Source organism: Actinosynnema sp. CS-041913 (assembly GCF_050942485.1).
Lineage (GTDB): Bacteria > Actinomycetota > Actinomycetes > Mycobacteriales > Pseudonocardiaceae > Actinosynnema.
Map to the genome: position 1 here is coordinate 135,006 of NZ_CP192037.1, position 20,897 is coordinate 155,902.

20 protein-coding genes are annotated in these 20,897 nt (G+C 71.7%); 13 read left to right on the plus strand and 7 right to left on the minus strand.

Annotation, left to right across the window (positions count from 1 at the left end; all coding sequences use genetic code 11):
• Window positions 1-59: 59 nt before the first annotated feature.
• Window positions 60-3,455, plus strand: a complete 3,396-nt coding sequence (gene cydD / locus ACQPZF_RS00635; RefSeq protein ID WP_433267127.1) for a thiol reductant ABC exporter subunit CydD — start codon at window positions 60-62, stop codon at window positions 3,453-3,455.
• A gap of 5 nt (window positions 3,456-3,460) precedes the next feature.
• Window positions 3,461-4,570 (plus strand): GAF domain-containing sensor histidine kinase, encoded by a 1,110-nt coding sequence (locus tag ACQPZF_RS00640; protein ID WP_433267129.1) that lies wholly within the window; start codon window positions 3,461-3,463, stop codon window positions 4,568-4,570.
• Window positions 4,571-4,726: 156 nt separating this feature from the next.
• Here ACQPZF_RS00640 and ACQPZF_RS00645 read toward each other — a convergent pair whose 3' ends face one another.
• Window positions 4,727-5,350, minus strand: coding sequence for a response regulator (locus ACQPZF_RS00645; protein ID WP_433267131.1), 624 nt, complete (start codon window positions 5,348-5,350; stop codon window positions 4,727-4,729).
• Window positions 5,351-5,410: 60 nt separating this feature from the next.
• Here ACQPZF_RS00645 and ACQPZF_RS00650 point away from each other — a divergent pair, with 60 nt between their 5' ends.
• Window positions 5,411-5,893, plus strand: coding sequence for a GNAT family N-acetyltransferase (locus ACQPZF_RS00650; RefSeq protein WP_433267133.1), 483 nt, complete (start codon window positions 5,411-5,413; stop codon window positions 5,891-5,893).
• Between the two features lie 93 nt (window positions 5,894-5,986).
• Here the strand turns inward: ACQPZF_RS00650 and ACQPZF_RS00655 are convergent, their stop codons facing one another.
• Window positions 5,987-6,598: a macro domain-containing protein gene (locus ACQPZF_RS00655; RefSeq protein ID WP_433267135.1), complete on the minus strand. Its 612-nt coding sequence runs from the start codon at window positions 6,596-6,598 to the stop codon at window positions 5,987-5,989.
• A gap of 102 nt (window positions 6,599-6,700) precedes the next feature.
• On the opposite strand from ACQPZF_RS00655, the gene pheA reads away from it, so the two are divergent.
• Both pheA and ACQPZF_RS00665 read left to right on the plus strand, forming a co-directional pair.
• Window positions 6,701-7,618: a prephenate dehydratase gene (gene pheA, locus ACQPZF_RS00660; protein ID WP_433267137.1), complete on the plus strand. Its 918-nt coding sequence runs from the start codon at window positions 6,701-6,703 to the stop codon at window positions 7,616-7,618.
• The gene (locus ACQPZF_RS00665; RefSeq protein ID WP_433267139.1) at window positions 7,615-8,226 is read left to right on the plus strand and encodes a histidine phosphatase family protein; all 612 of its coding nucleotides are present in this window, start codon (window positions 7,615-7,617) and stop codon (window positions 8,224-8,226) included. The genes pheA and ACQPZF_RS00665 overlap by 4 nt, the downstream gene beginning before the upstream one ends.
• A 471-nt stretch (window positions 8,227-8,697) precedes the next feature.
• On the opposite strand, the gene ACQPZF_RS00670 is transcribed toward ACQPZF_RS00665, so the two are convergent.
• Window positions 8,698-9,048: a metallopeptidase family protein gene (locus tag ACQPZF_RS00670; RefSeq protein ID WP_433267141.1), complete on the minus strand. Its 351-nt coding sequence runs from the start codon at window positions 9,046-9,048 to the stop codon at window positions 8,698-8,700.
• A 4-nt stretch (window positions 9,049-9,052) separates the two neighbouring features.
• Entirely contained in the window at window positions 9,053-10,114 is a 1,062-nt protein-coding gene (locus ACQPZF_RS00675) for a septum formation family protein (RefSeq protein WP_433267143.1), read from the minus strand.
• A gap of 120 nt (window positions 10,115-10,234) precedes the next feature.
• On the opposite strand from ACQPZF_RS00675, the gene ACQPZF_RS00680 reads away from it, so the two are divergent.
• The 5 genes from ACQPZF_RS00680 to ACQPZF_RS00700 all read left to right on the plus strand — a co-directional run bounded on the left by ACQPZF_RS00680 (window position 10,235) and on the right by ACQPZF_RS00700 (window position 14,834).
• Window positions 10,235-11,092 carry a hypothetical protein gene (locus ACQPZF_RS00680; RefSeq protein WP_433267145.1) on the plus strand — a complete coding sequence of 286 codons (858 nt, stop codon included), beginning with the start codon at window positions 10,235-10,237 and terminating at the stop codon, window positions 11,090-11,092.
• Complete coding sequence (locus tag ACQPZF_RS00685) at window positions 11,093-12,256, plus strand: glutathionylspermidine synthase family protein (protein ID WP_433267147.1); 1,164 nt, start codon at window positions 11,093-11,095, stop codon at window positions 12,254-12,256.
• Window positions 12,257-12,267: 11 nt separating this feature from the next.
• The gene (locus ACQPZF_RS00690) at window positions 12,268-12,720 is read left to right on the plus strand and encodes a DUF350 domain-containing protein (protein WP_433267149.1); all 453 of its coding nucleotides are present in this window, start codon (window positions 12,268-12,270) and stop codon (window positions 12,718-12,720) included.
• Window positions 12,721-13,000: 280 nt separating this feature from the next.
• The gene (locus tag ACQPZF_RS00695; protein WP_433267151.1) at window positions 13,001-14,200 is read left to right on the plus strand and encodes a glycosyltransferase family 2 protein; all 1,200 of its coding nucleotides are present in this window, start codon (window positions 13,001-13,003) and stop codon (window positions 14,198-14,200) included.
• 37 nt (window positions 14,201-14,237) lie between these two features.
• Complete coding sequence (locus ACQPZF_RS00700) at window positions 14,238-14,834, plus strand: class I SAM-dependent methyltransferase (RefSeq protein WP_433267153.1); 597 nt, start codon at window positions 14,238-14,240, stop codon at window positions 14,832-14,834.
• Window positions 14,835-14,924: 90 nt separating this feature from the next.
• On the opposite strand, the gene ACQPZF_RS00705 is transcribed toward ACQPZF_RS00700, so the two are convergent.
• Genes ACQPZF_RS00705 through ACQPZF_RS00715 form a run of 3 tightly spaced genes read right to left on the minus strand, consistent with a single transcriptional unit; the run spans window position 14,925 to window position 18,477 of the window.
• Window positions 14,925-16,202, minus strand: coding sequence for a hypothetical protein (locus tag ACQPZF_RS00705; RefSeq protein WP_433267155.1), 1,278 nt, complete (start codon window positions 16,200-16,202; stop codon window positions 14,925-14,927).
• Entirely contained in the window at window positions 16,199-17,293 is a 1,095-nt protein-coding gene (locus ACQPZF_RS00710) for a glycosyltransferase family 4 protein (RefSeq protein WP_433267157.1), read from the minus strand. Before ACQPZF_RS00710 ends, ACQPZF_RS00705 begins: the two co-directional genes overlap by 4 nt.
• A 29-nt stretch (window positions 17,294-17,322) precedes the next feature.
• Entirely contained in the window at window positions 17,323-18,477 is a 1,155-nt protein-coding gene (locus ACQPZF_RS00715; RefSeq protein WP_433267159.1) for a glycosyltransferase family 4 protein, read from the minus strand.
• A gap of 97 nt (window positions 18,478-18,574) precedes the next feature.
• Here ACQPZF_RS00715 and serS point away from each other — a divergent pair, with 97 nt between their 5' ends.
• From serS to ACQPZF_RS00730, 3 genes are all read left to right on the plus strand, one after another.
• Window positions 18,575-19,825: a serine--tRNA ligase gene (serS, locus tag ACQPZF_RS00720; RefSeq protein WP_433267161.1), complete on the plus strand. Its 1,251-nt coding sequence runs from the start codon at window positions 18,575-18,577 to the stop codon at window positions 19,823-19,825.
• Between the two features lie 93 nt (window positions 19,826-19,918).
• Window positions 19,919-20,620, plus strand: coding sequence for a UDP-N-acetylglucosamine acyltransferase (locus ACQPZF_RS00725; protein WP_433267163.1), 702 nt, complete (start codon window positions 19,919-19,921; stop codon window positions 20,618-20,620).
• 37 nt (window positions 20,621-20,657) lie between these two features.
• Entirely contained in the window at window positions 20,658-20,897 is a 240-nt protein-coding gene (locus ACQPZF_RS00730) for an acyl carrier protein (RefSeq protein WP_433267166.1), read from the plus strand.

Below are 20,897 nucleotides of genomic sequence, written 5' to 3' on the forward strand. Positions count from 1 at the left end.
GCCGTGGACGGGACCGTCGTACCTGAGCGGCGCCTGCTTCCGGCGCATACGGTCGTCTCGTGAACGTCCCCGGAGCCCCTTCCGCCAAGAAGCCGGGGAAGGGTCCGCTCGGCGCGCTGCCTGTCCTTTCGCCTTCGGCGCGCCGAGCGCTGACCCTGTGCGGCGGTCTGGCCGTCCTGTCGGCCGGCGCGTTGGTGTGGCAGGCCGTCGCTCTGGCGTCCGCGCTGGTGGCCGGTGGGTCGTTGTGGGCGTTGGCGTTCGCGGTGTGCGCGCGTGCCGTGCTGGCCTGGGCCACCGAGACGGTCGCGGCGCGTGCGGCGGCCGGAGCGAAAGAGGAGTTGCGCGCCGCCCTGCTCGACCGTGCGATGGGGTTGGGCCCGGCGTGGATCGTTTCGCGCGGTCCGGCGGAGCTGGCGGTGTTGGCGACCAAGGGGCTGGACGCCCTGGACGCCTATTTCACGCGTTATCTGCCCGCGCTGGTGACCACGGCGGTCGTGCCGGTGCTGGTGGGGGCGTGGATCTTCGCCACCGACCCGACCTCGGCCGTGCTGATCGCGGTGACGTTGCCGCTGATCCCGGTGTTCGCGGTGCTGATCGGGAAGTTCACGTCGGCGCGGGTCGCGGCGGCTGCTTCGGCGTTGGAACGGCTCTCCGGGCGGCTCGCGGAGCTGGTGCGCGCGTTGCCGGTGCTGACCGCGTTCGGGCGGGCGGCGGCGCAGGCGTCGGCGGTGCGGGAGGTCGGGGAGCGGTATCGCAAAGCCACCATGGGGACGCTGCGGGTGGCGTTCCTGTCGGCGTTGGTGCTGGAGATCGCGGCGTCGTTGTCCGTGGCGCTGATCGCGGTGGGCATCGGTCTGCGGCTGGTGTCCGGCGAGCTGACGTTGCTGACCGGCTTGGTCGTGTTGATCCTCGCGCCCGAGTGCTACCTGCCGCTGCGGGCGGCGGGCGCGGCGCACCACGCGTCCGAGGACGGCATGGAGGCCGTGCGGCGGGTCGCGGAGGTGCCGGAACCCGTGCCGACCGTTGGCGCGCAGACAGTTCATCGGCAGACCATTGGCGCACGAACGATTGGCCGGCTGACCATTGGCCGGCGAACCGAGGGAACCTTCGGTGGACCGATCGTCGGTCCGTCAACGATCGACGGCGAGATGGTCGGCATCGAGGTGCGCAACCTCCGCGTGCGGCGGCGCGGTCGCTACGCCCCGGACGGCGTCAGCTTCATCGTGCGGCCGGGCGAGGTGCACCGGCTCGACGCGCCCAGCGGCGCCGGCAAGTCGACCCTCTTCGACGTGCTGCTCGGGTTCGTGGAGCCGGACGGCGGCGAGGTCGTGGTGGATCGCGGGGCCGTCGCGTGGGTGCCGCAGCGTCCCGCGTTCGCCGGTCGGACCGTCGCCGACGAACTCGAACTCACCACCGGACGGGTCGATGCCGACGTGCTGGCCGAGGTCGCCGCCGACCACCTGACCCACCGCCCCATCGCGGAACTGTCCACGGGCGAACGCCAGCGGGTGGCCATCGCCCGCGCGCTCACCCGCGTGCGGGACGGGTCGACGGTCCTCCTGCTGGACGAGCCGACCGCGCACCTGGACCCGACCACCGCGGCCAAGGTCATGGCCGCCGTGCAGCGGGCCGCCGACCGGGGCGCAACCGTTCTGTTGGCCACCCATCGGGTCGTCCACCACTCCGACACCGCGGTCACCGCGGTGCCCGTAGACCACGAAGTCGGCCGGCCGTCCGCGCCACGGACGCCACGGCCGACCACCCGAATGCTGGCCGGGGCGGCGCTGGGGGTAGCCGCCTCGGCCAGCGGGGTCGCGCTGACCGCGCTGGCCGCGTACCTGATCGCGAAGGCCGCCACCCAGCCGCCGATCCTGACGCTGTCGGTGCTGGTGGTCGGGGTGAGGACGTTCGCGCTGGCGAAGGGAGTGCTCCGCTACCTGGAACGACTCGTGTCGCACGACGCGGCGTTCCGGTTCGCGGAGAACCTCCGGGTCCGCCTGTGGCGGAGCCTCCGCCCCGGCCGCGCCGAGCTGACCCGCCTGGTGGACGACGTCGACACGGTCCGGGACCTCGTGCCCCGGGTCCTCCAGCCGCCGCTGGTGGCGGCCGGGGTGAGCGCGGCGGCGGTGGTGCTGTTCGCGCTCATCTCGCCGATGGCGGGGCTGGCGCTGGGCGTGGCGGTCGCAGTGGGCGGAACGCTCGCGCCACTGGTCGCGGTGCTCGCCGAACGCCGGGCGAGCACCGTCCTGGCCCGAGGCCGGCGACAGGTGTCGGAGGACGTGCTGACCCTGCTGACCGCCGCGCCGGACCTGATCGCGTTCCGCGCGGACCGGAAGGTGCGGGCGTCGTTGGCGGCCCATGACGCCGAGTTGGCCAAGCTGGCGCGACGGCAAGCGTTTGGCACCGGCGCGGCGACCGGTGTCGTGCACCTGGCGCTGGGCATGGCGGTCGTGGTGTGCACCGCCCTGGCCACCGGCGTCGACCCGCTGCTGGCCCCCGTACTCGGACTCGTGCCGCTGGCGTTGGCGGAGGTGCTGGGTGCGCTACCGACGGCGGCCCAGCACTGGCGACCGCTGCGGGAGTCGTACGGCAGGATTGTCGAACAACCCGAGGCTCACCCGCAGGACCTGCCGACTCGCCCGCAGGATCTACCGACCGATCCGCAGGACCGCCCGACCGGCTCAAGAGCCCGCCCGACCGACGCTCAAGACCGCCTGACCGGGCCTGTGCACCGCCTGACCGGGCGCGCGCACCGCCTGACCGGGCCTGGGGATCCCCCGATTCAATCCAAGCACGAGGCACCGACAATTCCGGGCGCTCGTGCTGAGAGCGAGGTGCCGGCGGCGGGCTGGTCGGCCGCGGCGGTGGTGTTCGAGCACGTCACGGTCGGGTGGCCGGGGGCTGGGGGCCCGGTGTTGACCGATGTCAGCTATCGGATCCCGGCCGGGGCCAAGGTTGCCGTCGTGGGGCCGTCGGGGGCCGGCAAGTCGACGTTGTTCGCCTTGCTGTTGGGGTTCGTAGAGCCGTCCGCCGGGGTGGTTCGGCGGCCTGAGCGGGTGGCGTGGTGTCCGCAGGAGCCGATGTTGGTGTCGACGTCGTTGCGCGAGAACCTGCGCATCGGCGATCCGCGCGCCACCGACGCCGAGTTGCGCGACGTCCTCTCGCGGGTCGGGCTGCGCGTCGACCTGGACACCGTGGTCGGGCCGTCGTTGCTCTCCGGTGGGGAAGCGCAGCGGGTGGCGTTGGCGCGTGCCCTGCTGTTCGACGCGGACGTCCTGCTGCTGGACGAGCCGACCGCCCACCTCGACGAAGCGTCCGCCCGCGACCTGCTCGACCTGGTCGACGGGCTCGACCGGACCGTCGTGCACATCACCCACCGGCCCGACGAGGCCGCTCGCGCCGATCTCGTGGTGGAGGTGTCCCAAGGCCGGGTCGGGGTCGGGGCCTACCGTTGACGGCCGTGGACCCCGCCCTGGTGCTTGCCGCGTCGACCGAGATCACCACCGCCGCGTTGGCCGGCGACGACCCGGACGCCGTGCTGCCGCTCGTCGTGCGTCGGGCCGTCGAGTTGGCGGAGGCCGACCTCGGGCTGGCGATGGTCACCGGGGACGACGGGACGCTGACCGTCGAGGCGTCCTCCGGCGACGACGATCCGGTGGGAATCGTGTTGTCCGACCGCTCGTCCGCCGCTCGTGCCGCCCGGACCGGGATTCCGGTGGTCGCCGACGATTTCACGACAGACCCTCGTACGGCGCCGTTCGTGCCGAAGGCGTTGCGCGGGTACGGGCCGTTCGCGGTCGCGCCGTTCGGCACCAAGGAGCGGCGGATCGGCGCGCTTGCCGTGTACCGGCGGAAGGGCGCCGCGCCGTTCAGCACGGACACCGTCGACGTGCTGACGGCGTTCGCGGCGCAGGCCGGGCTGGCCGTGGTGCTCGCCGAGGGGTTCACCGCGCGGCAGCGGGTCGCCGTGTACCAGGAGCGGGAGCGGATCGCGCGCGACCTGCACGACGTGATCATCCAGCGGTTGTACGCGACCGGGGTGCAGCTCGACCTGCTCGATCGGCGGCTCAAGCTGGACGGGCGGGAGGCCAAGCGGCTCGCCGACGCCGTGGACCAGCTCGACCAGACCATGGCCGAGGTGCGGGCTACCGTCCGGGCGTTGCGCAGCGCCGATCCCGGCAAGCCCGGGGACGCGGATCTGCGGGCGTCGGTGCTGGCCGAGGCGCACACGGCGGGGGAGCTGCTGGGGTTCGAGCCCGAGGTGCGGATCGACGGTGATCTCGGGCAGGTGCCGCCCGAGTTGGCCGATCACGCCCGGGCGGCGTTGCGGGAGGCGTTGTCCAACGTGGTGCGGCACTCCGGGGCGCGGCACGTCGAGATCGGGTTGGCGAAGGACGCCGCGCGGCTGGTGCTGCGGGTCGCGGACGACGGGTGCGGGATTCCGCGCGGGGTGGCTCGGCGGGGGCTGCGGCACCTGGAGGAGCGGGCGTTGGCGGCGGGGGGCGGGTGCGAGGTGGCTTCGTCGCCGCGCACGGGCACGACGATCACGTGGCACGTGCCGTTGCGCTGACCCGCGCGGTGCCGCGGCCGGGCGAGTGCCGGCGCTGTCGGCGCATCGTCTGTCGGCAGACAGACTGTCGATAGACCTACTATCGGGACCGTCGGCGGATCCACTGTTGGTTGGTCAACTGTCGGCCGGTCTACTGTCGGTTCGCCACGTGCGCGGTCAGCGTGAGCGGCGGGCTACCCAGGCCGCGGCCTGGGTGCGGCGTTCCATGCCGAGTTTCGCGAGCACCGACGTGACGTAGTTCTTGACCGTCTTCTCCGCCAGGAAGAGCCGTTCCGCGATCTGGCGGTTCGTCATGCCCTCGCCGATCAGGTCCAGCACGCGCCGCTCCTGCTCGGTCAGCGCGTCCAGCACGTCCACCTCCGGCGGGCGGCGCATGCGGTCCAGGACACGGGCCGTCGTCTGCGAGTCGAGCAGTGAGCGGCCGGCCGCCACCTCGCGCACCGCGACCACCAGGTCCTGCCCCCGGACCTGCTTGAGCAGGTAGCCCGACGCGCCCGCCACGATCGCGCCGACCAGCGCCTCCTCGTCGTCGAACGCGGTCAGCACCAGGCACCGGACATCCAGGTCCCGCAGCCGCCGGCACAGCTCCACACCCGTCCCATCCGGCAGGCGGACGTCCACCACCGCCACATCGGGCCTGGTGGCAGTGGCGCGGACGAAGGCCTCATCCACCCCGCCCGCCTCGGCGACCACGGTGATGTCGTCCTCGTCGTCCAACAGCTCACGCAGTCCCCTGCGGACCACCTCGTGGTCGTCGACCAGCAACACGCGCACGGGCACGAACCAACCATAGGTCGAATGCCGGTACCGGCCGCACTCGGTCGCCAACACAGTGCAGGCATGCTCGTACGCGTGATCGAGGAAGCGGACCGGATCGTCGTCGGCCGACTGGTTTTGGAGCTGTGGGGTGCGCACACCGCAGTCGCCCACGGCCAAGTGTTCTTCCCGGCCAGCCTCCCCGGCTTCCTGGTGGAGCACCAGGACCAGATCGTCGGCCTCCTCACCTACGCGTCCGCCGACGGGCAACTGGAGATCGTCACCATCAACGCGCTGCGAAGAGGCAGAGGCGTCGGCAGCTCACTGGTCGACGCCGCCGTGCAGCGCGCCCGGCAGCTCGGCTTCTCCCGAGTCCGCCTGACCACGACCAACGACAACCTCGACGCGCTGCGCTTCTACCAGCGGCGCGGGTTCCGGCTCACCGCGCTGCGGCCCGACGCCGTCCGCGAGTCACGCCGGCTCAAGCCGGAGATCCCCTCCGTCGGGGAGTACGGCATCCCCATCACGGACGAGCTCGACCTGGAGCGATGGATCGCGCCGAGGTAGTTGTCCACAGGCTCTGCCCAGGTTGTCCACAGAGTTGTGCACAAGCTGTGTGACCTGACCGACAACCGTTCCACGCGCTGGACGCCGAACCCGTCACCTCCTGGGCAGCGAGCTGAACACCTCGTCCCACGCAGCGGCCACCTGACGGGCGCACGTCTCCGGCGCGACCCCGCCCACACCCGTCCCCAAACCCGGCATCGCCACCGTGCGGACCACCTCGCGCAGCGGACGCCCGTCCTCCAACCGCCCGTCCCGCCACAGCCGCAGCACGGCGCGAGCCGCGAGGTACGGGTGCACGGTGTCCGACGGCAGGTGCTCCGCGGGCCGGCGCATGGTCGGCGCGCTGATCAGCCACTCCGGCTCGACCTCGCCGGTGGGCACCACCAGCGCCTCGCCGACCGGCAACTCGCCGCCGTGCAGAGCCAGGATCGCACTGCGCACGTGCGCCTCGACGTGGGGAAAAGCGCGGGCGTACACGGCGTCGATCCCGCCGCGCATCCAACCCGAGGAATTCGCCGGGCTCACCACGGCCTCGGCCACGATGTCGAGCACCGAACCCCGGTGCACCTCGACACCGTCCCGGCCGTCGGCGACACCCGACCACGCTGTCGCGAGCGACTCGTCGACAGCGCAGAGCACCAGACGGGGAACAGCTACCGGAGCGGTGCTCTCACTCTCCGTATCGGCGGACACATCCGCAAGCATTCCAGGAGTAAGGGGTACGGCGGAACGGGGGCGGGCACCCGACGGGCGGGTGATCCTCGCCTCAACGACGATCACCGGACGCCCGACTCGTATCGTTGCGGCGTGCTCGCCTACTTCGGACCGCAGGGAACATTCACCGAGCAGGCCGCGCGCGCCTTCTCCGCCGACCCCGCGGAGGACGGCCTCGTCCCGCTCGACGGCCTCCTCCCGTTCGACACCGTGCCCGCCGCCCTGGCCGCGACCAGGAACGGCGAGACCGACGCGTCGTGCGTGCCGGTGGAGAACTCGGTGGAGGGCGCGGTGCCCGCCACGATGGACGCGCTGACCGAAGGCGACCCCCTGGTGGCGGTCGCCGAGACGGTGCTGCCGGTGCGGTTCAGCGTGCTGGCGCGCCCCGGCGTGACCGACCCGAAGACCATCGCCAGCCACCCGCACGCACTGGCCCAGGTGCGGCACTGGATCGCCGCGAACCTGCCGTCCGCGACCGCCGTCGCCACGACGTCGACCGCCGCCGCCGCACGGGCCGTGCTGGCCGGCGAGTTCGACGCGGCCGTGAGCGCACCCGTCGCCGTGCACCACTACCCGCTGGACGTGCTGGCGACCGACGTGGCCGACGTGCGCGACGCCAAGACCCGCTTCCTGCTGGTGCGCCGCCCCGGCAGGCTGCCCGCGCCGACCGGACACGACCGGACGTCCGTCGTGGTGACGGCGACCGACCAGGTGGGCGCGCTGTCCGAGCTGCTGACCGAACTCGCGCTGCGGAGGATCAACCTGACCCGCATCGAGTCGCGGCCGACCAAGGGACGGCTCGGCGAGTACCGGTTCTACATCGACCTGGACGGGCACGTCGCCGAACCGCGGGTGGGCGACGCGCTGGCGGCGCTGCGGCGACACTGCCCGGACACCCGGTTCCTGGGGTCGTACCCCAAGGCGGAGGCGGGCGGCGCGCCCGCGGGGAACGAGGAGTTCGTGGCCGCCGCCGAGTGGGTGGCGTCGGTGCGGGAAGGGCTGGGGGCGTGAAGCTGATCCTGGTGCGACACGGCGAGACCGCGTCGAACCTGAAAATGGCACTCGACTCGCTGCCACCGGGGCCGCCGCTGACCGAGGCGGGCGTGGCGCAGGCGGCGGCGCTGGCCTCGGCGTTGGAGCCGGAGTCGGTGGTCGCGGTGTACGCGAGCACCGCCTTACGAGCGCAGCAGACCGCCGCTCCGGTGGCCACCGCGTTCGGGCTCGACGTCGAGGTGCTGGACGGGGTGCAGGAGATCTTCTGCGGCGACCTGGAGGGGCGGCACGACCGGGAGGCGTTCGAGATCTTCCTGGCGACGGTGCGGTCGTGGGCGGAGGGCGACCTGGACGTGGCGATCCCCGGCGGGGAGAGCGGGCGTCAGGTGATCGACCGGTTCGTCAGGGCGGTGGACAAGGTGGCCGCCCGGCATGCAGCGGATGAGACGTTCGTGCTGGTCAGCCATGGCGGGGCGGTGCGGATGGCGGCGCTGGCGCTGGCGACGAATGTCCAGCCGGCGCTGGCCGAGGCGGGGCTGTTGCCGAACACCGGGCGGGTCGTGCTGGAGGACTCCGGTGGCGGTTGGGTGTGCACTTCGTGGACCGGGGTGGACACGATCGTCTAGCGCTGCGCGATCGTCCGGGCCCGGCGCTGCGCGGTCTTCCGGTGGCACCAGGGCGGGCTTTGGCCTCGGTCCTCGCGGTCCCGGTCTGGGGCGTCGCGAAGTGCTGGGCGTCGCGAAGTGCTGGACGTCGCCAGGTGCTGGAGGCCCAGGGCTGGGTTGTGCCGGGGTCCTCGCTGGACAGCTCCGGGGCCCGGACAGCTCCGGGGCCTGTGCGGCTCCGGGGGGCCTGTGCGGCTCCGGGGCCTGTGCGGCTCGACCTTGGTGTCCGGGGTGGGCCTGGGGTGCTGAGGGCAGGGTTGGACCGCGCCTCGGCTGCCTCGGCGGCCTGGTTTGCTCGCCGCCGCGCCTCCTCTTCGTTCACGGCAACGAACGGCGGGTCGGAAAGGTGCCCGGGATCGCCGTAGTTCACGACTTGAGGCGAAATCCGGGGTGGGTGACAACCTAATCGGCTGCCGACTGCATGTGTACTGGTCAGCCCCAGCCCAACTCGTGCAGTTTGGCGTCGTCTATCCCGAAGTGGTGCGCTATCTCATGGATAACTGTGATGGCGACTTCCTCCACCACATCATCCTCCGTGTGACAGATGTCCAGAATGGCCTCGCGGTAGATCGTCACCCGATCGGGCAGCACCCCGCCGTAGTCCGAGGTCCGCCGGGTCAGCGCGATGCCCTGGTACAACCCCAACAACCCCGGCTCCTCGGGATGTCGGTCCTCCACCAGCACCACCACGTTGTTCATCGCCGCCGCGAATTCCGGCGGGATCAGGTCCAGCGCCTCGCCGACCAGTTCCTCGAATCGCTGTCTGGTCATCTCGGCCGGCACGTGGTCACCTCGTGGGCGAAGGCTCGGTCGTCGTCGACGGTTTGTCCGCCGACGACGTGACGACCGAGGACGTGGTGGAATTGGGCGCGGAACTCGAGTGCAGGGGTGCGCCGGTCGGTTCGTCCTGTTGTACGGCGGTCGTTTGGGGCGGGTTGGCGGTTGTCAGTGGCGGGGCGTTCGGGTTCCTGATGCTGCCTTCCCACGCCGTCAGACCCGTGTTGTCCGGCGTCGGGGTGGCGCCCACCTTGCAGTTCGCCCGCTGGGAGCCGGCCGCCCAACTCTCGGCCGCCCTGTTGTCCCACGTCACGATCAGGCCCTTCGCCCGGAAGTCGATGCCGCCGCTGTACTCGGCCGCGATCCGGGCGCACTCGCCGGACATGATCTTGTCCTGCTTGTCCAGGGACGGGAAGTCGCCCGCCGGCAGCGTCACCACGCCGACGATCTCGAACGCGTGCGGCTTCACGCAGTCCACCGGGTCGGCCACGCCGCGTGCCTCGGTGATGCCCAGGCACACGCCCGGGTCGTACACGTCGGACTGGTCCTGGGTGCGGGCGGTGCCGTAGGCCGGTAGGAGGCCGCCTGCCGGGCCTGCCACCTGCAAGCCGCAGCGCACGCCCCGCTGGCCTTCCGCCCACAGGCGTTCGCCCGGGTTGAGCGGGCCGACCGTGTACTTGCCGAACGGGTCGAACTTGCCGCCCAGGTAGTCCAGCGACGGCTTCGCGCAGTGCTCCTCGCTGATCTTCTGCCACTGCTCGTCCGACGGGAACGGGGCCTGCGGGCCGTACGCCGACCCGATGTCGGCCACGCCGGTCACCTCGAACATGTGCTGGGCCGCACAGTCGACCTTCGTCACATCCGACAGGTTGCGCTTCGTCCAGTTCAGGCAGTCGCCCGCCTGGGACGCGTACACCGGGTTCACGGCCTCCGTGCCACTCTGCCCGGAAGGGCCGGCGCCGACCGGCCACGACGTGAAGGTGCTCAGGCCGAGCAGTGTGAACGCGCCGAAGAACGCGCCGAGCATGACCAGGTGGTCACCTCGGCGAAACCAGCGGGCGCTCATCGACATCTACTCCATGATGCCTGGGCCGACACCGAAACCGATCGGGCGGGTGGAGTGTGTTGCTTTTGGGACACTCGTCACCCATTTGGCGGCCGATCTCTGTACCGTCCCCGCCGGGAGTGGCTGATGACTGAGAACGACCGAAACGACCGCGACGACCGGGCCGGCGGTGGAGCCGTGCCCGGTGGACCGACACCGCCGGCGGGTGGGGGTGCGTCCCCGCCTCCGTACGTGCCGCCGTCGCCGACGCCGCAGACCCCGGCGCAGGGCGTCCAAGGGCCGAGCGCGCAGGGGCCGAACTCACCGGGGCCGGGCACGCCTCCGCAGGGCACGCCTCCGCAGGGCACGCCGCAGCCCGGTGGGCAGCCGGGCCGGTCGCCCGCACCGGGCGGACAGTCAGGGCAGCCCGGTGGACAGCCGGGACAGCCCGGTGAACAGGCTGGGCAGGCAGGCCAGGCGGGTGGCAAGCGTGGCCAGATCCGGCAGCAGCAGCCGGGTGTCACGCAGGCCCGCCCGCCGACGCTCGCCGAGCAGCGGGCGCGGGCGCAGGCCATCCAGCAGGAGCGTGAGGCCGAGCAGGCGTTCGAGGCCGAGCAGGCGCGCAAGAAGAAGCTCCGCAAGAGGCTGCTGATCGGTGGCGGTGTCGCCGTGGGCGTCGCGGGCGTGGTGGCCATCTGGTACGCCGCCTCCAGCCCGGACGACGTCGAAGCGCAGTGCACGCAGGACGGCGTGGTGGTCGAGGACCAGTACTGCGACGACGACTACGCCCGTTCCCACGGCGGGTACGTCAGCGGCGGGTTCATCTACCTCGGCGGCAGCTCCTACCGCTACCACTACGGCGGCTCCAGCGTGCCGGTCGGGCAGAAGGTCAGCGGCGGCAGCTACACCATCCCCAAGGGCGCGAACGTCGCCACCAAGTCCGGCAAGTCGATCCAGCGCGGCGGGTTCGGCGTGTCCGGCGGCAGCAAGAGCGGGGGGAGCTGAGTGCGTCGGGAGTCTTCCGCGCCCCGGCCGAACTGGCAGCGCACGGTGTCCGAGCAGGGGCTCGTGTTCGGCGCGCCGGCCAAGGCCGTCGACGGCAGCCCCCGCCCGTACTGGGACGAGTCGGCGCACTACGTCTTCGAGATGAGCGACGTCCTCTCGCTTGAGGCGGACGTCGAGCTGCTGCACAGCATGTGCCTCGAAGCGGTCGACAACGTGGTGCTCACCGAGCGGTTCCGGGACTTCGGGGTCCAGGAGTGGCTGTGGCCCGCGATCGCCGAGTCGTGGAAGCGCCGCGATCCGCACGTCTACGGGCGCTTCGACCTGCGTTACGACGGGCGCGGCCCGGCGAAGATGCTGGAGTACAACGCGGACACCCCCACGTCGCTGCTGGAGGCGTCGGTCGTCCAGTGGAACTGGAAGACCGACGTGTACCCGGACGACGACCAGTGGAACTCGATCCACGAGAAGCTGGTCGAGCGGTGGACGGAACTCCGCGACCGGCTGCCGTCCAACGAGCTGCATTTCACCTGGTCCGGGGCCGATCCGTCGGGTGAGGACCACGTCACGGTGGCCTACCTCCAGGAGACGGCCGCCGAGGCGGGCATGGACACGGTCGGCCTGGCGATCGAGGAGATCGGCTGGGACGCGTTGCTCAAGCGGTTCGTGGACCTCGAAGAGGCGCCGATGGGCACGGTCGTGAAGCTGTACCCCTGGGAGTGGGTGGTCGACGAGGAGTTCGGCCGCTTCGCGGTGGAGAGCCTGCCGGGCACGCTGTGGGTCGAGCCGCTGTGGAAGATGCTGCTCTCCAACAAGGCGCTGCTCGCCGTGCTGTGGGAGATGTACCCCGGTCACCCGAACCTCCTGCCCGCGTTCCTGGACGAGCCCGGCCTGCTCACGGAGTACGTGCGCAAGCCCCGGTTGGGTCGGGAGGGCGCGAACATCCAGATCGTGGCGCCGGGCTACGAGACGCAGACCGGCGGCGTGTACGGCAAGGAAGGCTTCGTCTACCAGTTGTTCGACCCGCTGCCCGAGTTCGACGGTTACCGGCCCGCGCTGGGCGCGTGGGTGGTCGGCGACACGGCGGCCGGGCTCGGCATCCGCGAGACGGTCGGCCTGGTGACCGACGATGGCGCGGCGTTCGTCCCGCATCGGATTGTCGAATGAATGGAGTGGCAGTGATCAGCGAACTCGCGTTGGACCCGGGCTTCGGCTCCGCGATCGGCCGGGGCGTCGGCGCGATCGCCCTGTACGCGGTCGTCGGCCTCGTGCTGATGGTCGTCGGCTTCTACGCCATCGACTGGACGACGCCCGGCAAGCTGTCGAGCCTGGTGCGGGCCGGTGCGCCGAACGCGGTGATCGTGACGTCGGCGGGTCTGGTGAGCATGGCGCTGATCGTCGTGGTGGCCATCTACAGCGCGGCGGGCAAGCTGGACGAGGGCCTGCTGTCCGCGCTGATCTTCGGTTTCGTCGGCATCGTCGTGCAGGTGCTCGCGGTGCGGCTGCTGGAGTGGGTGACCCGGTTGGACATCGGCTCGCTGATCGAGTCGGACCGGTTCGCGCCGGCCAGCGTCGTGGTGGCCAGCGCCCACGTCGCGCTCGGTCTGGTGGTCGCGGTGGCGATCTCCTGATTTGTGATTCGCGGCACACGGCCGCCTGCTCCGAATGGAGTGGGCGGCCGGTCCGCGTTGTCGGCGCGCCATTCCGGAGCCAGGCGAATAAAGGATGACGCCGAGGCAGCCGATGGCCCTCCGCCGGTGAGCGATTCGTCACGGCCGCGTAGGCTGTGCGACGCTAACCAGGTCCAGGGGGCGTTCCCCGGACGGGTGGCTGGGGGGCAGCCCGGTCGCAGCGGTTCCGCAGTGTCGGAACGAGCCAAATCGTAGTCCCACCAAGGGGAGCACGCGCAGTATGACTCTGTCGAACCAGTCTTCGGACATTTCGTCCGGGACGCGCACGGGTGTGCTGGAGTTGTCGATCGTCCTGCCGTGCCTCAACGAGGCCGAGACGCTGGAGACCTGCGTCCGCAAGGCGAAGCGCTCCCTGGAGGAATTGGGCGTCGTCGGCGAGGTGATCGTGGCCGACAACGGCTCCACCGACGGCTCGCAGGACATCGCCCGCGCCAACGGCGCCCGCGTGGTGGACGTGCCGCGTCGTGGCTACGGCGCCGCCCTGATGGCGGGCATCGAGGCCGCCAAGGGCGAGTACGTGCTGATGGCCGACGCCGACGACAGCTACGCGCTGGAGGACATCGGCGCCTTCGTCTCCTCGCTGCGCGAGGGCAACGACCTGGTGATGGGCAACCGGTTCCAGGGCGGCATCGCGCCCGGCGCCATGCCGTTCCTGCACCGCTACCTGGGCAACCCGGTGCTGTCCCGGCTGGGCAAGCTGTTCTTCCGCATCCCGGTCGGCGACTTCCACTGCGGTATGCGCGCGTTCCGCCGCGACCGGATGCTGGAACTCGGGCTGCGCACCTCCGGCATGGAGTTCGCCAGCGAGATGGTGGTGCGCTCGGCGCTCAACCACCGCAAGATCGCCGAGGTGCCGACCACGCTGCGGCCGGACGGCCGCAGCCGGGCACCGCACCTGCGCACCTGGCGGGACGGGTGGCGGCACCTGCGGTTCCTGCTCGCGTTCAGCCCGCGCTGGCTGCTCTACTACCCGTCCGTGCTGCTGCTGGGCGTCGGTCTGCTCGGTCTGCTCTGGCTGTCGTTCGGTCCGCAGGAGGTCGGCGGCGTCGGCTTCGGCCTCCAGAGCATGCTCGGGTTCGCGACCATGTTCGTGGTCGGCCTGCAAGGCGTCGGGCTGGCGGTCATCGCCCGTTCCTACGCCTCCCACCTGGGGCTGCTGCCGCCCCCTTCGGGGCGGGCCATCCTGCGGGTGGCGCGGGCGTCCCTGGAACGGGGTCTGTGGATCGGCGGACTGCTGATCCTGATCGGCGTAGGGTGCTTCGTCGGAGCGCTGCTGAGCTGGGGCGCGACCGGATTCGGGGCGCTGGACGTCGTGGACACCGTGCGCGTGCCCATCCTGGGGATGGTGTTCATCGTGTCCGGCTTCCAGATGATCAGCGTCAGCTTCACCCTGAGCCTCACCAAGATCGGCGAAGACTAGTTCCCCTCCAAAGCTTTCGCGAAGAATGGTGTTAAGTGTGGGTTACCACGAGTGGCACGCGAAACCCGGTTACTACAACGACGTCGTGAGGCACTTCCGGCCCGGCTCGCGCATTCTCGACGTGGGGTGCGGCACGGCCTGGCTCTCGGAGTTCTTCCCCGACTACGTCGGGCTGGACAACTTCCAGTCGACCGTCGACAAGGCGAAGGAACAGGGGATCGACGTCCGCCTCGCGGACTTGGAGGAAGAACTGCCGGTCGGTGACCGCGAGTTCGACGGCGTGGTGCTCAAGGACGTGTTGGAACACCTGCTCGACCCGGTGTCCTTGGTGAAGGAGGTGCACCGGGTGCTCAAGCCGGGCGGCCGGGTGTTCGCGTCCTCCCCGGACGCCCAGCGCTGGTCGTGGAACGACTACACGCACCGCCGGCCGTGGACCCGGATCTCGATGCGCCGGCTGTTCGAGGACCAGGGCTTCGACGTCAAGACGGTGTCCTACGAGTCGGTGATGCCGGGATCCAGCATCATCTCCGGCCTGCTCCCGGCCAAGCGCCGGCCCGCCCCGCTGGTGGCGGCGACGTGGCTGCCCGGCTGGCGGCGCAACGTGTGGATCCTGGCCGTGCGGCCGAACTCCTGAGCCGAGCCGCCCGCCCCGAACGCGACGCGGGAAACGCCCCGACGGCCACGGCCGTCGGGGCGTTTCCCGCGCTCCGGGCGACCGCCGTGGTCAGCCGGTCGACGTGGTGGTGGCGGCGGGGATGTCGCGGCCGGCTCTGCGGGCGTTGAGCACCATGCGCAGCACGCCGTCGCCGGACAGGAACTCGATGGCCAGCACGGCGCTGCCGATGGCGATGGCGGACGCGACGACGATGTGCTGCGCCGAGTCGTGCAGGAACGCCAGCAGCGCCCAGTGCACGACCGCCGTCCCCACCAGGCCGACGACCATCCGGGTGCTCTTCTTGGCGATGGCGAACATCAGGTGCACCCACAGCACCGCCGCCGCCGTCATCACCAGCGCCAGCGGCGCGAGCAGCGGCTTCGACTCGGCGTAGGCGGGGCCGAACGTGCCGGTCAGCAGGGCCGTGGGCACCAGCCACAGGCCGAGCGCCACGGCGAGTCCGCTCGCGGCGGTCATCGCCATCGTCTTGAGCACCAGGCTGTCCGCGCGTTCGCCGCGTTCCAGCGCCGCCGCCGCCCTCGGCAGCAGCACCATCGCCAGCGCGGACGGCGCGAACAGCGCCACCTTGCCGAGCAGCACGGCTCCCGCGTAGTGGGCGCGTTCGACCTCCGGCAGCATCGCCTGCGCCACCAGCAGGTCGACGTTGGTGAGCGACGAGAACGCCAGCAGGCCGATCATCGTCACGATGGTGCTGGGCATCGGCGGCGGCGCGACCGGCGGAACCCGCATGTCCCGCACCACCGGCGGCGCCATCACGGCCAGCCCGACCAGGGTGGCCGCGAGCATCGCGACCATGCTCCCCGACATGCCCGCGACCAGCACGAACACCGGCAGCAGGACGGGCCGCAGCGCGCCCAGCGGACCGGCCAGGGCGAACGCCACGTACCGGAACCGCTCGGTGCCCTGCGCGACGCCGGTGATCACCAGCAGCAGAGCGGTCGTCGCGACCCACACCGCGGCGAACACCACCGGCTGCGCCGCGCCGATGTTGAGCCGGTCGGCCAGCAACGGCGCCAGACCGGACAGCACGACCGCGATCGCCAGGCTGACCAGGCCCATCCGGCGACCCAGCTTGCGCAGGTAGCCGGACAGCTCGGCCGGGGTGCCGGAGGTGCGCAGCACCGCGACATCGCGCGCGGCGGCGACCTGGATGCCGTTGACGGCCATCGACACGATGGTGCCGAACGCGATCAGCGCCGAGATGGCGGCGAACTCCGGCGGCGTCACCATCCGCGCGGCGATCAGGTAGAACAGGTAGTTGCCCGCGTGGCCCGCGAAGCTGGCGACGAGGACGATCAGGCCCTCGCGGCGGGCGCCCGAACTCATCGGTTCCGGGCCATCGCGCGGTACACCTCGGCGTGCGCGTCGGCGGTGCGCTGCCAGGTGAACAGGGAGGCGCGCTTGAGGCCCGCCGCGGACAGCGACTCGCGCAGCGCCTGGTCCGAGACGACCCTGCGCACGGCGTCCGCGATGGATCGGGTGTCGTACGGGTCGATGTAGACCATGTCGTCGCCGCCGACCTCGCGCAGCACCGGCAGGTCGGAACCGATCACCGGGCAGCCGCGCACCATGGCCTCCACCACGGGCAGGCCGAAGCCCTCGAACAGGGTCGGGAACGCGAACGCGCTCGCGCCCTCGTACAGGTCGGCCAGTTCCTCGGCGGTGACCCAGCCGCGCAGCTCGACGTCGTCCTCCAGCCCGAGCCGCCGCAGCAGCGGCGTGAGCGGGTCGTCGCCGTGACTGCCGGTGACGACCAGCCTGGGGCGCTCGGCCTCCGGGATGAGCGCCCACGCCTCCAACAGCCGCGCGTGGTTCTTGTGCGGCATCCGGTTGCCGCCGGCGAGCACGTAGGGACGGCCGGTGCGCTCCCCGCGGAGCGGCGCGTCGACCGGGTCGGCGCCCAGGTAGATCATGTCGATGTCGGACCGGGGACGGCCGAGCAGCTCGACGATGTCGTCGGCGGAGGCCTCGCTGATGGTGTGGATGCGGGTCGCGGCCCGTGCGGTGGCGCGGCTGAGGAGCTGCACACCGCGGGCGCGACCGCCGGGCACCCACTCCGGGTGCTTGATCGGCAGCACGTCCAGGATCGACACCAGGGTCGGCAGCAGCTTCACCGAGGGGCCGAAGTTCGACGGGCAGTGCAGCAGGTCCGCCTTGATCCGGCGGGCCTGGACGGCCACCGCGAACGCCTCGGCCAGCGCCCAGGTCACCCGGTTCTCGCCGGACACCGGCAACGGCACGATCTCGCCGGGGAACCAGTCCGGCGGGTTCTCCGCCAGCTCCCGGTTGCCGATGCCGACGAACCGGAGGTCGTCGTGCGCGGCGGCCATGGCCGGGAACATGCCGCGCACGTAGCTTTCCGAGCCGCCCTTGCGTCCGGTGAAGAAGACCAGGTCGACGGCGATGTGGAGAGGCACGCCGCCCATGGTAGGTCCGTCACTCCCGGTTACCGTGCCGCCTCCGCCAGCCGAGCCAGGACCTGCCGGGCGGTGGCCTGCACGGTGTTGGTCCTGCTCACCCGGGCGTACCACTCGTGGGTGGTCTTGCGCAGCGGATCGCCCGCCGACACGACCTCGGCGATGGTGCCGCCGAGCTGCTCGGGCGCGGTGGACGCGGCGAGCCGGCCGTTCACCCCGTCCTCCACCAGTTCGACGGCCGCGTTGTCGTCGCCGTCGACCAGCACGGCCGGCGTGCCGGCGGCGGCCGACTCGACCACGACCAGGCCGTAGCCCTCCCGGGCGGACGGGTTGACCAGGCACGCGGCGTTGCGGATGCCGGCGTCCAGCTCCTCCTGGCCGACGAAGCCGGGGGTGCGGATCACGTCCCGCAGGCCCAGCCGGTCGATCTCGGCGAGGACGGCGTCGCGGGACGGGCCTTCGCCGAAGATGGTCGCGGTCAGGTCGGGGACCAGGGTGCGCGCGTGGGCGATCGCGGCGGGCAGCGACTCGACGCGCTTGTCCGGGATGTGCCGGCCGACGTAGACCACGTTCGGCGGCGAGCCGGCCTCCAGCACCGGCTCCACCTCGCCCACCGGGTCGATCAGGCCGGGGCTGACCAGCGCCCGCGTGCGCAGCCCGCCCGCGTGCAGCCGGCGGGCGGTGAGCTGGGAGTGGCAGGTGGACAGCGGGCTCAGCCGGGCGGCGACCCACTGGAGGGTGCTCGCGACCCGGCCGACCACCGGTCCGGAGTACTGCCGCCACTGGTCCGGCCGCCACACCTCCAGCCAGTCCGTGCCGACCGCGACCTTCGCGCCGACCAGCGCGGCGCGCACGGCCAGCAGGTTGGTGGAGGGCAGCGCCGAGACGAACACCGCGTCGTACGCGCGGCGGTTGCGGACCAGGTGGGTGAACAGGCCCTTGCCGTACTTCAGCGCCGGGCCGAGGGTGCGCGCGCCGTTCGCGTCGTACAGCTCGCGGTCGGTGCTGAGCACCTTGATCTCGATGCCGTCCAGCGTCGGGGGGTCGCCGTCCCACTGCTGCCGGGTCAGGTAGGTGACCTCGTGGCCGGCGGCGGCCCACTCCTCGGCGAACCTGCGGTACAGCCGTTCACCGCCGCCCTTCGACCAGGGGAAGAGACAGTCATAGGCGATGGCGATGCGCACTTGCGGTCCTCCAAGGCTTGGCCGCACGGGAATGCCGGCGATGGTAGCGGGTATATACGTGCGATCGGTTTCCGGCCGAGGGCTACCCTTTGCCCTCGTGATTGACCTCAAGGCGTTGCGCGAGAACCCGGAAGCCGTCCGCGCGTCACAGCGTGCGCGTGGCGAGGACGAGGCCGTGGTCGACGCGCTGCTGTCCGCCGACGAGCGGCGCCGGGCGGCGATCGCGCGGGCGGACGCGTTGCGGGGCGAGCAGAAGACGTTCGGCAAGCAGGTCGGCAAGGCTCGTGGCGAGGAGCGGGACGCGCTGCTGGCCAAGGGCAAGGAGCTGGCCGCCGAGGTCAAGGCCGCCGAGGCCGAGCAGGCGCAGGCCGAGAACGAGCTGGCCGAGCTGCACCGGGCCGTGCCGAACGTGGTGCACCCCGACGCGCCGCACGGCGGCGAGGACGACTTCGCGGTGCTCAAGCACGTGGGCGAGCCGCGCGAGTTCGACTTCGAGCCGGCGGACCACCTGGACCTGGGCACCCGGCTGGGCGGCATCGACATGGAGCGCGGCGCGAAGGTGTCGGGCTCGCGGTTCTACTTCCTGACCGGTGTGCTGGCGCAGCTCGAACTGGCGCTGCTGAACATGGCGGTCGCGCAGGCCACCCGCGCCGGGTTCACGCTGATGATCACGCCGACCCTGGTCCGCCCGGAGATCATGGCGGGCACCGGGTTCCTGGGCGCGCACGCGAGCGAGGTGTACCGGCTCAAGGACGACGACCTGTACCTGGTCGGCACGTCGGAGGTGCCGCTGGCGGGCTACCACGCGGACGAGATCCTGGACGGCGAGCGCCGGTACGCGGGCTGGTCGTCGTGCTACCGCCGCGAGGCCGGGTCGTACGGCAAGGACACCCGCGGCATCATCCGGGTCCACCAGTTCAACAAGGTGGAGATGTTCTCCTACGTCCGCCCGGAGGACGCCGAGGCCGAGCACGCGAGGCTGCTGGCCTGGGAAGAGGAGATGCTGGCCAAGATCGGGGTGCCGTACCGGGTGATCGACACCGCGGCGGGCGACCTGGGCACGAGCGCGGCCCGCAAGTTCGACTGCGAGGCGTGGATCCCGAGCCAGCGGGCGTACCGGGAGCTGACGTCGACCTCGAACTGCACCACGTTCCAGGCGCGCCGGCTGAACGTGCGGTACCGGGACGACAACGGCCGGCCGCAGACCGCCGCCACCCTCAACGGCACGCTGGCCACGACCCGCTGGATCGTCGCGATCCTGGAGAACCACCAGCGGGCGGACGGGTCGGTCGTCGTCCCGGAGGCCCTGCGGCCGTTCCTGGGGCTCGACGTGCTCACGGCCGGGTGAGTCCGCCTCCGGTACAGTGGTGCACCGACCCCCGCCCGGCGTAACCGCTGGTGACGTGGGTGACACCCATCATCCACGGGGCAGGGACAGCAGGTGGCGAACCGCATTCACCCGACCGCGATCATCGGCGCGGAGGTCGACCTCGGCGACGACAACGTGATCGGCCCGTACACGGTGATCGCCGGTCCCTGCCGGATCGGCGACGGCAACTACATCGGTCCGCACGTGAGCCTCGGCGGCCCGGCCGAGTACCTGGGCGCGGACCACCTGGCGGGCTGGGACGGCGAGACCGGCGGCCCCGGCGTGGTGATCGGCGACCGCAACCGGATCCGCGAGTTCGTCACGGTCAACCAGGGCGTGACCGAGCCGACCACGGTCGGCGACGACTGCTACCTGATGGGCCGCGCGCACGTCGCCCACGACTGCCGGCTGGACGACGGCGTGATCGTCACCAGCGCGGTGCAGATCGCGGGCCACTGCCACGTGTGGTCGGGCGCGAACCTCGGCCTCGGCACGGTCGTGCACCAGCGGGTCCGGATCGGTCCGGGCGCGATGGTCGGCATGGGCTCCGCGGTGCGCAAGGAGGTGGGCGCGTTCACCATCACGGTGGGCAACCCGGCCCGCACGACCGGCGTCAACACCATCGGCCTCCAGCGGCGCGGCTGCTCCGAGGAATCGATCGCGGCCCTCACGGGTTTCCTCACGGGGAACGACGCGGAGCCCGCCGCCGCCGACCTGCCCGAGGAACTGGCCGCCCTGCTCAAGGCGTGGGCGGACCGCGGCCCCCAGCACTGACCACGGTTTTCAGCCGAGAGAGTGAGAGCAGCACAGCATGTCGCTCAACGACCGCCTCCGTGCCGTCTTCGTCGAAGCCCTCCAGCTCGACGGCGACGTGGACGTGGCGAACCTCAAGTACCGCGACATCGACGCCTGGGACTCGGTCGGCCACATGGCGCTGGTCGCGGCGATCGAGGACGAGTTCGACGTGCAGTTCGAGACCGAGCAGGTCATCGACATGAGCAGCTTCAAGGTCGCGGGCGACATGCTGCGGGGCTTCGGCGTCGGTGAGTAG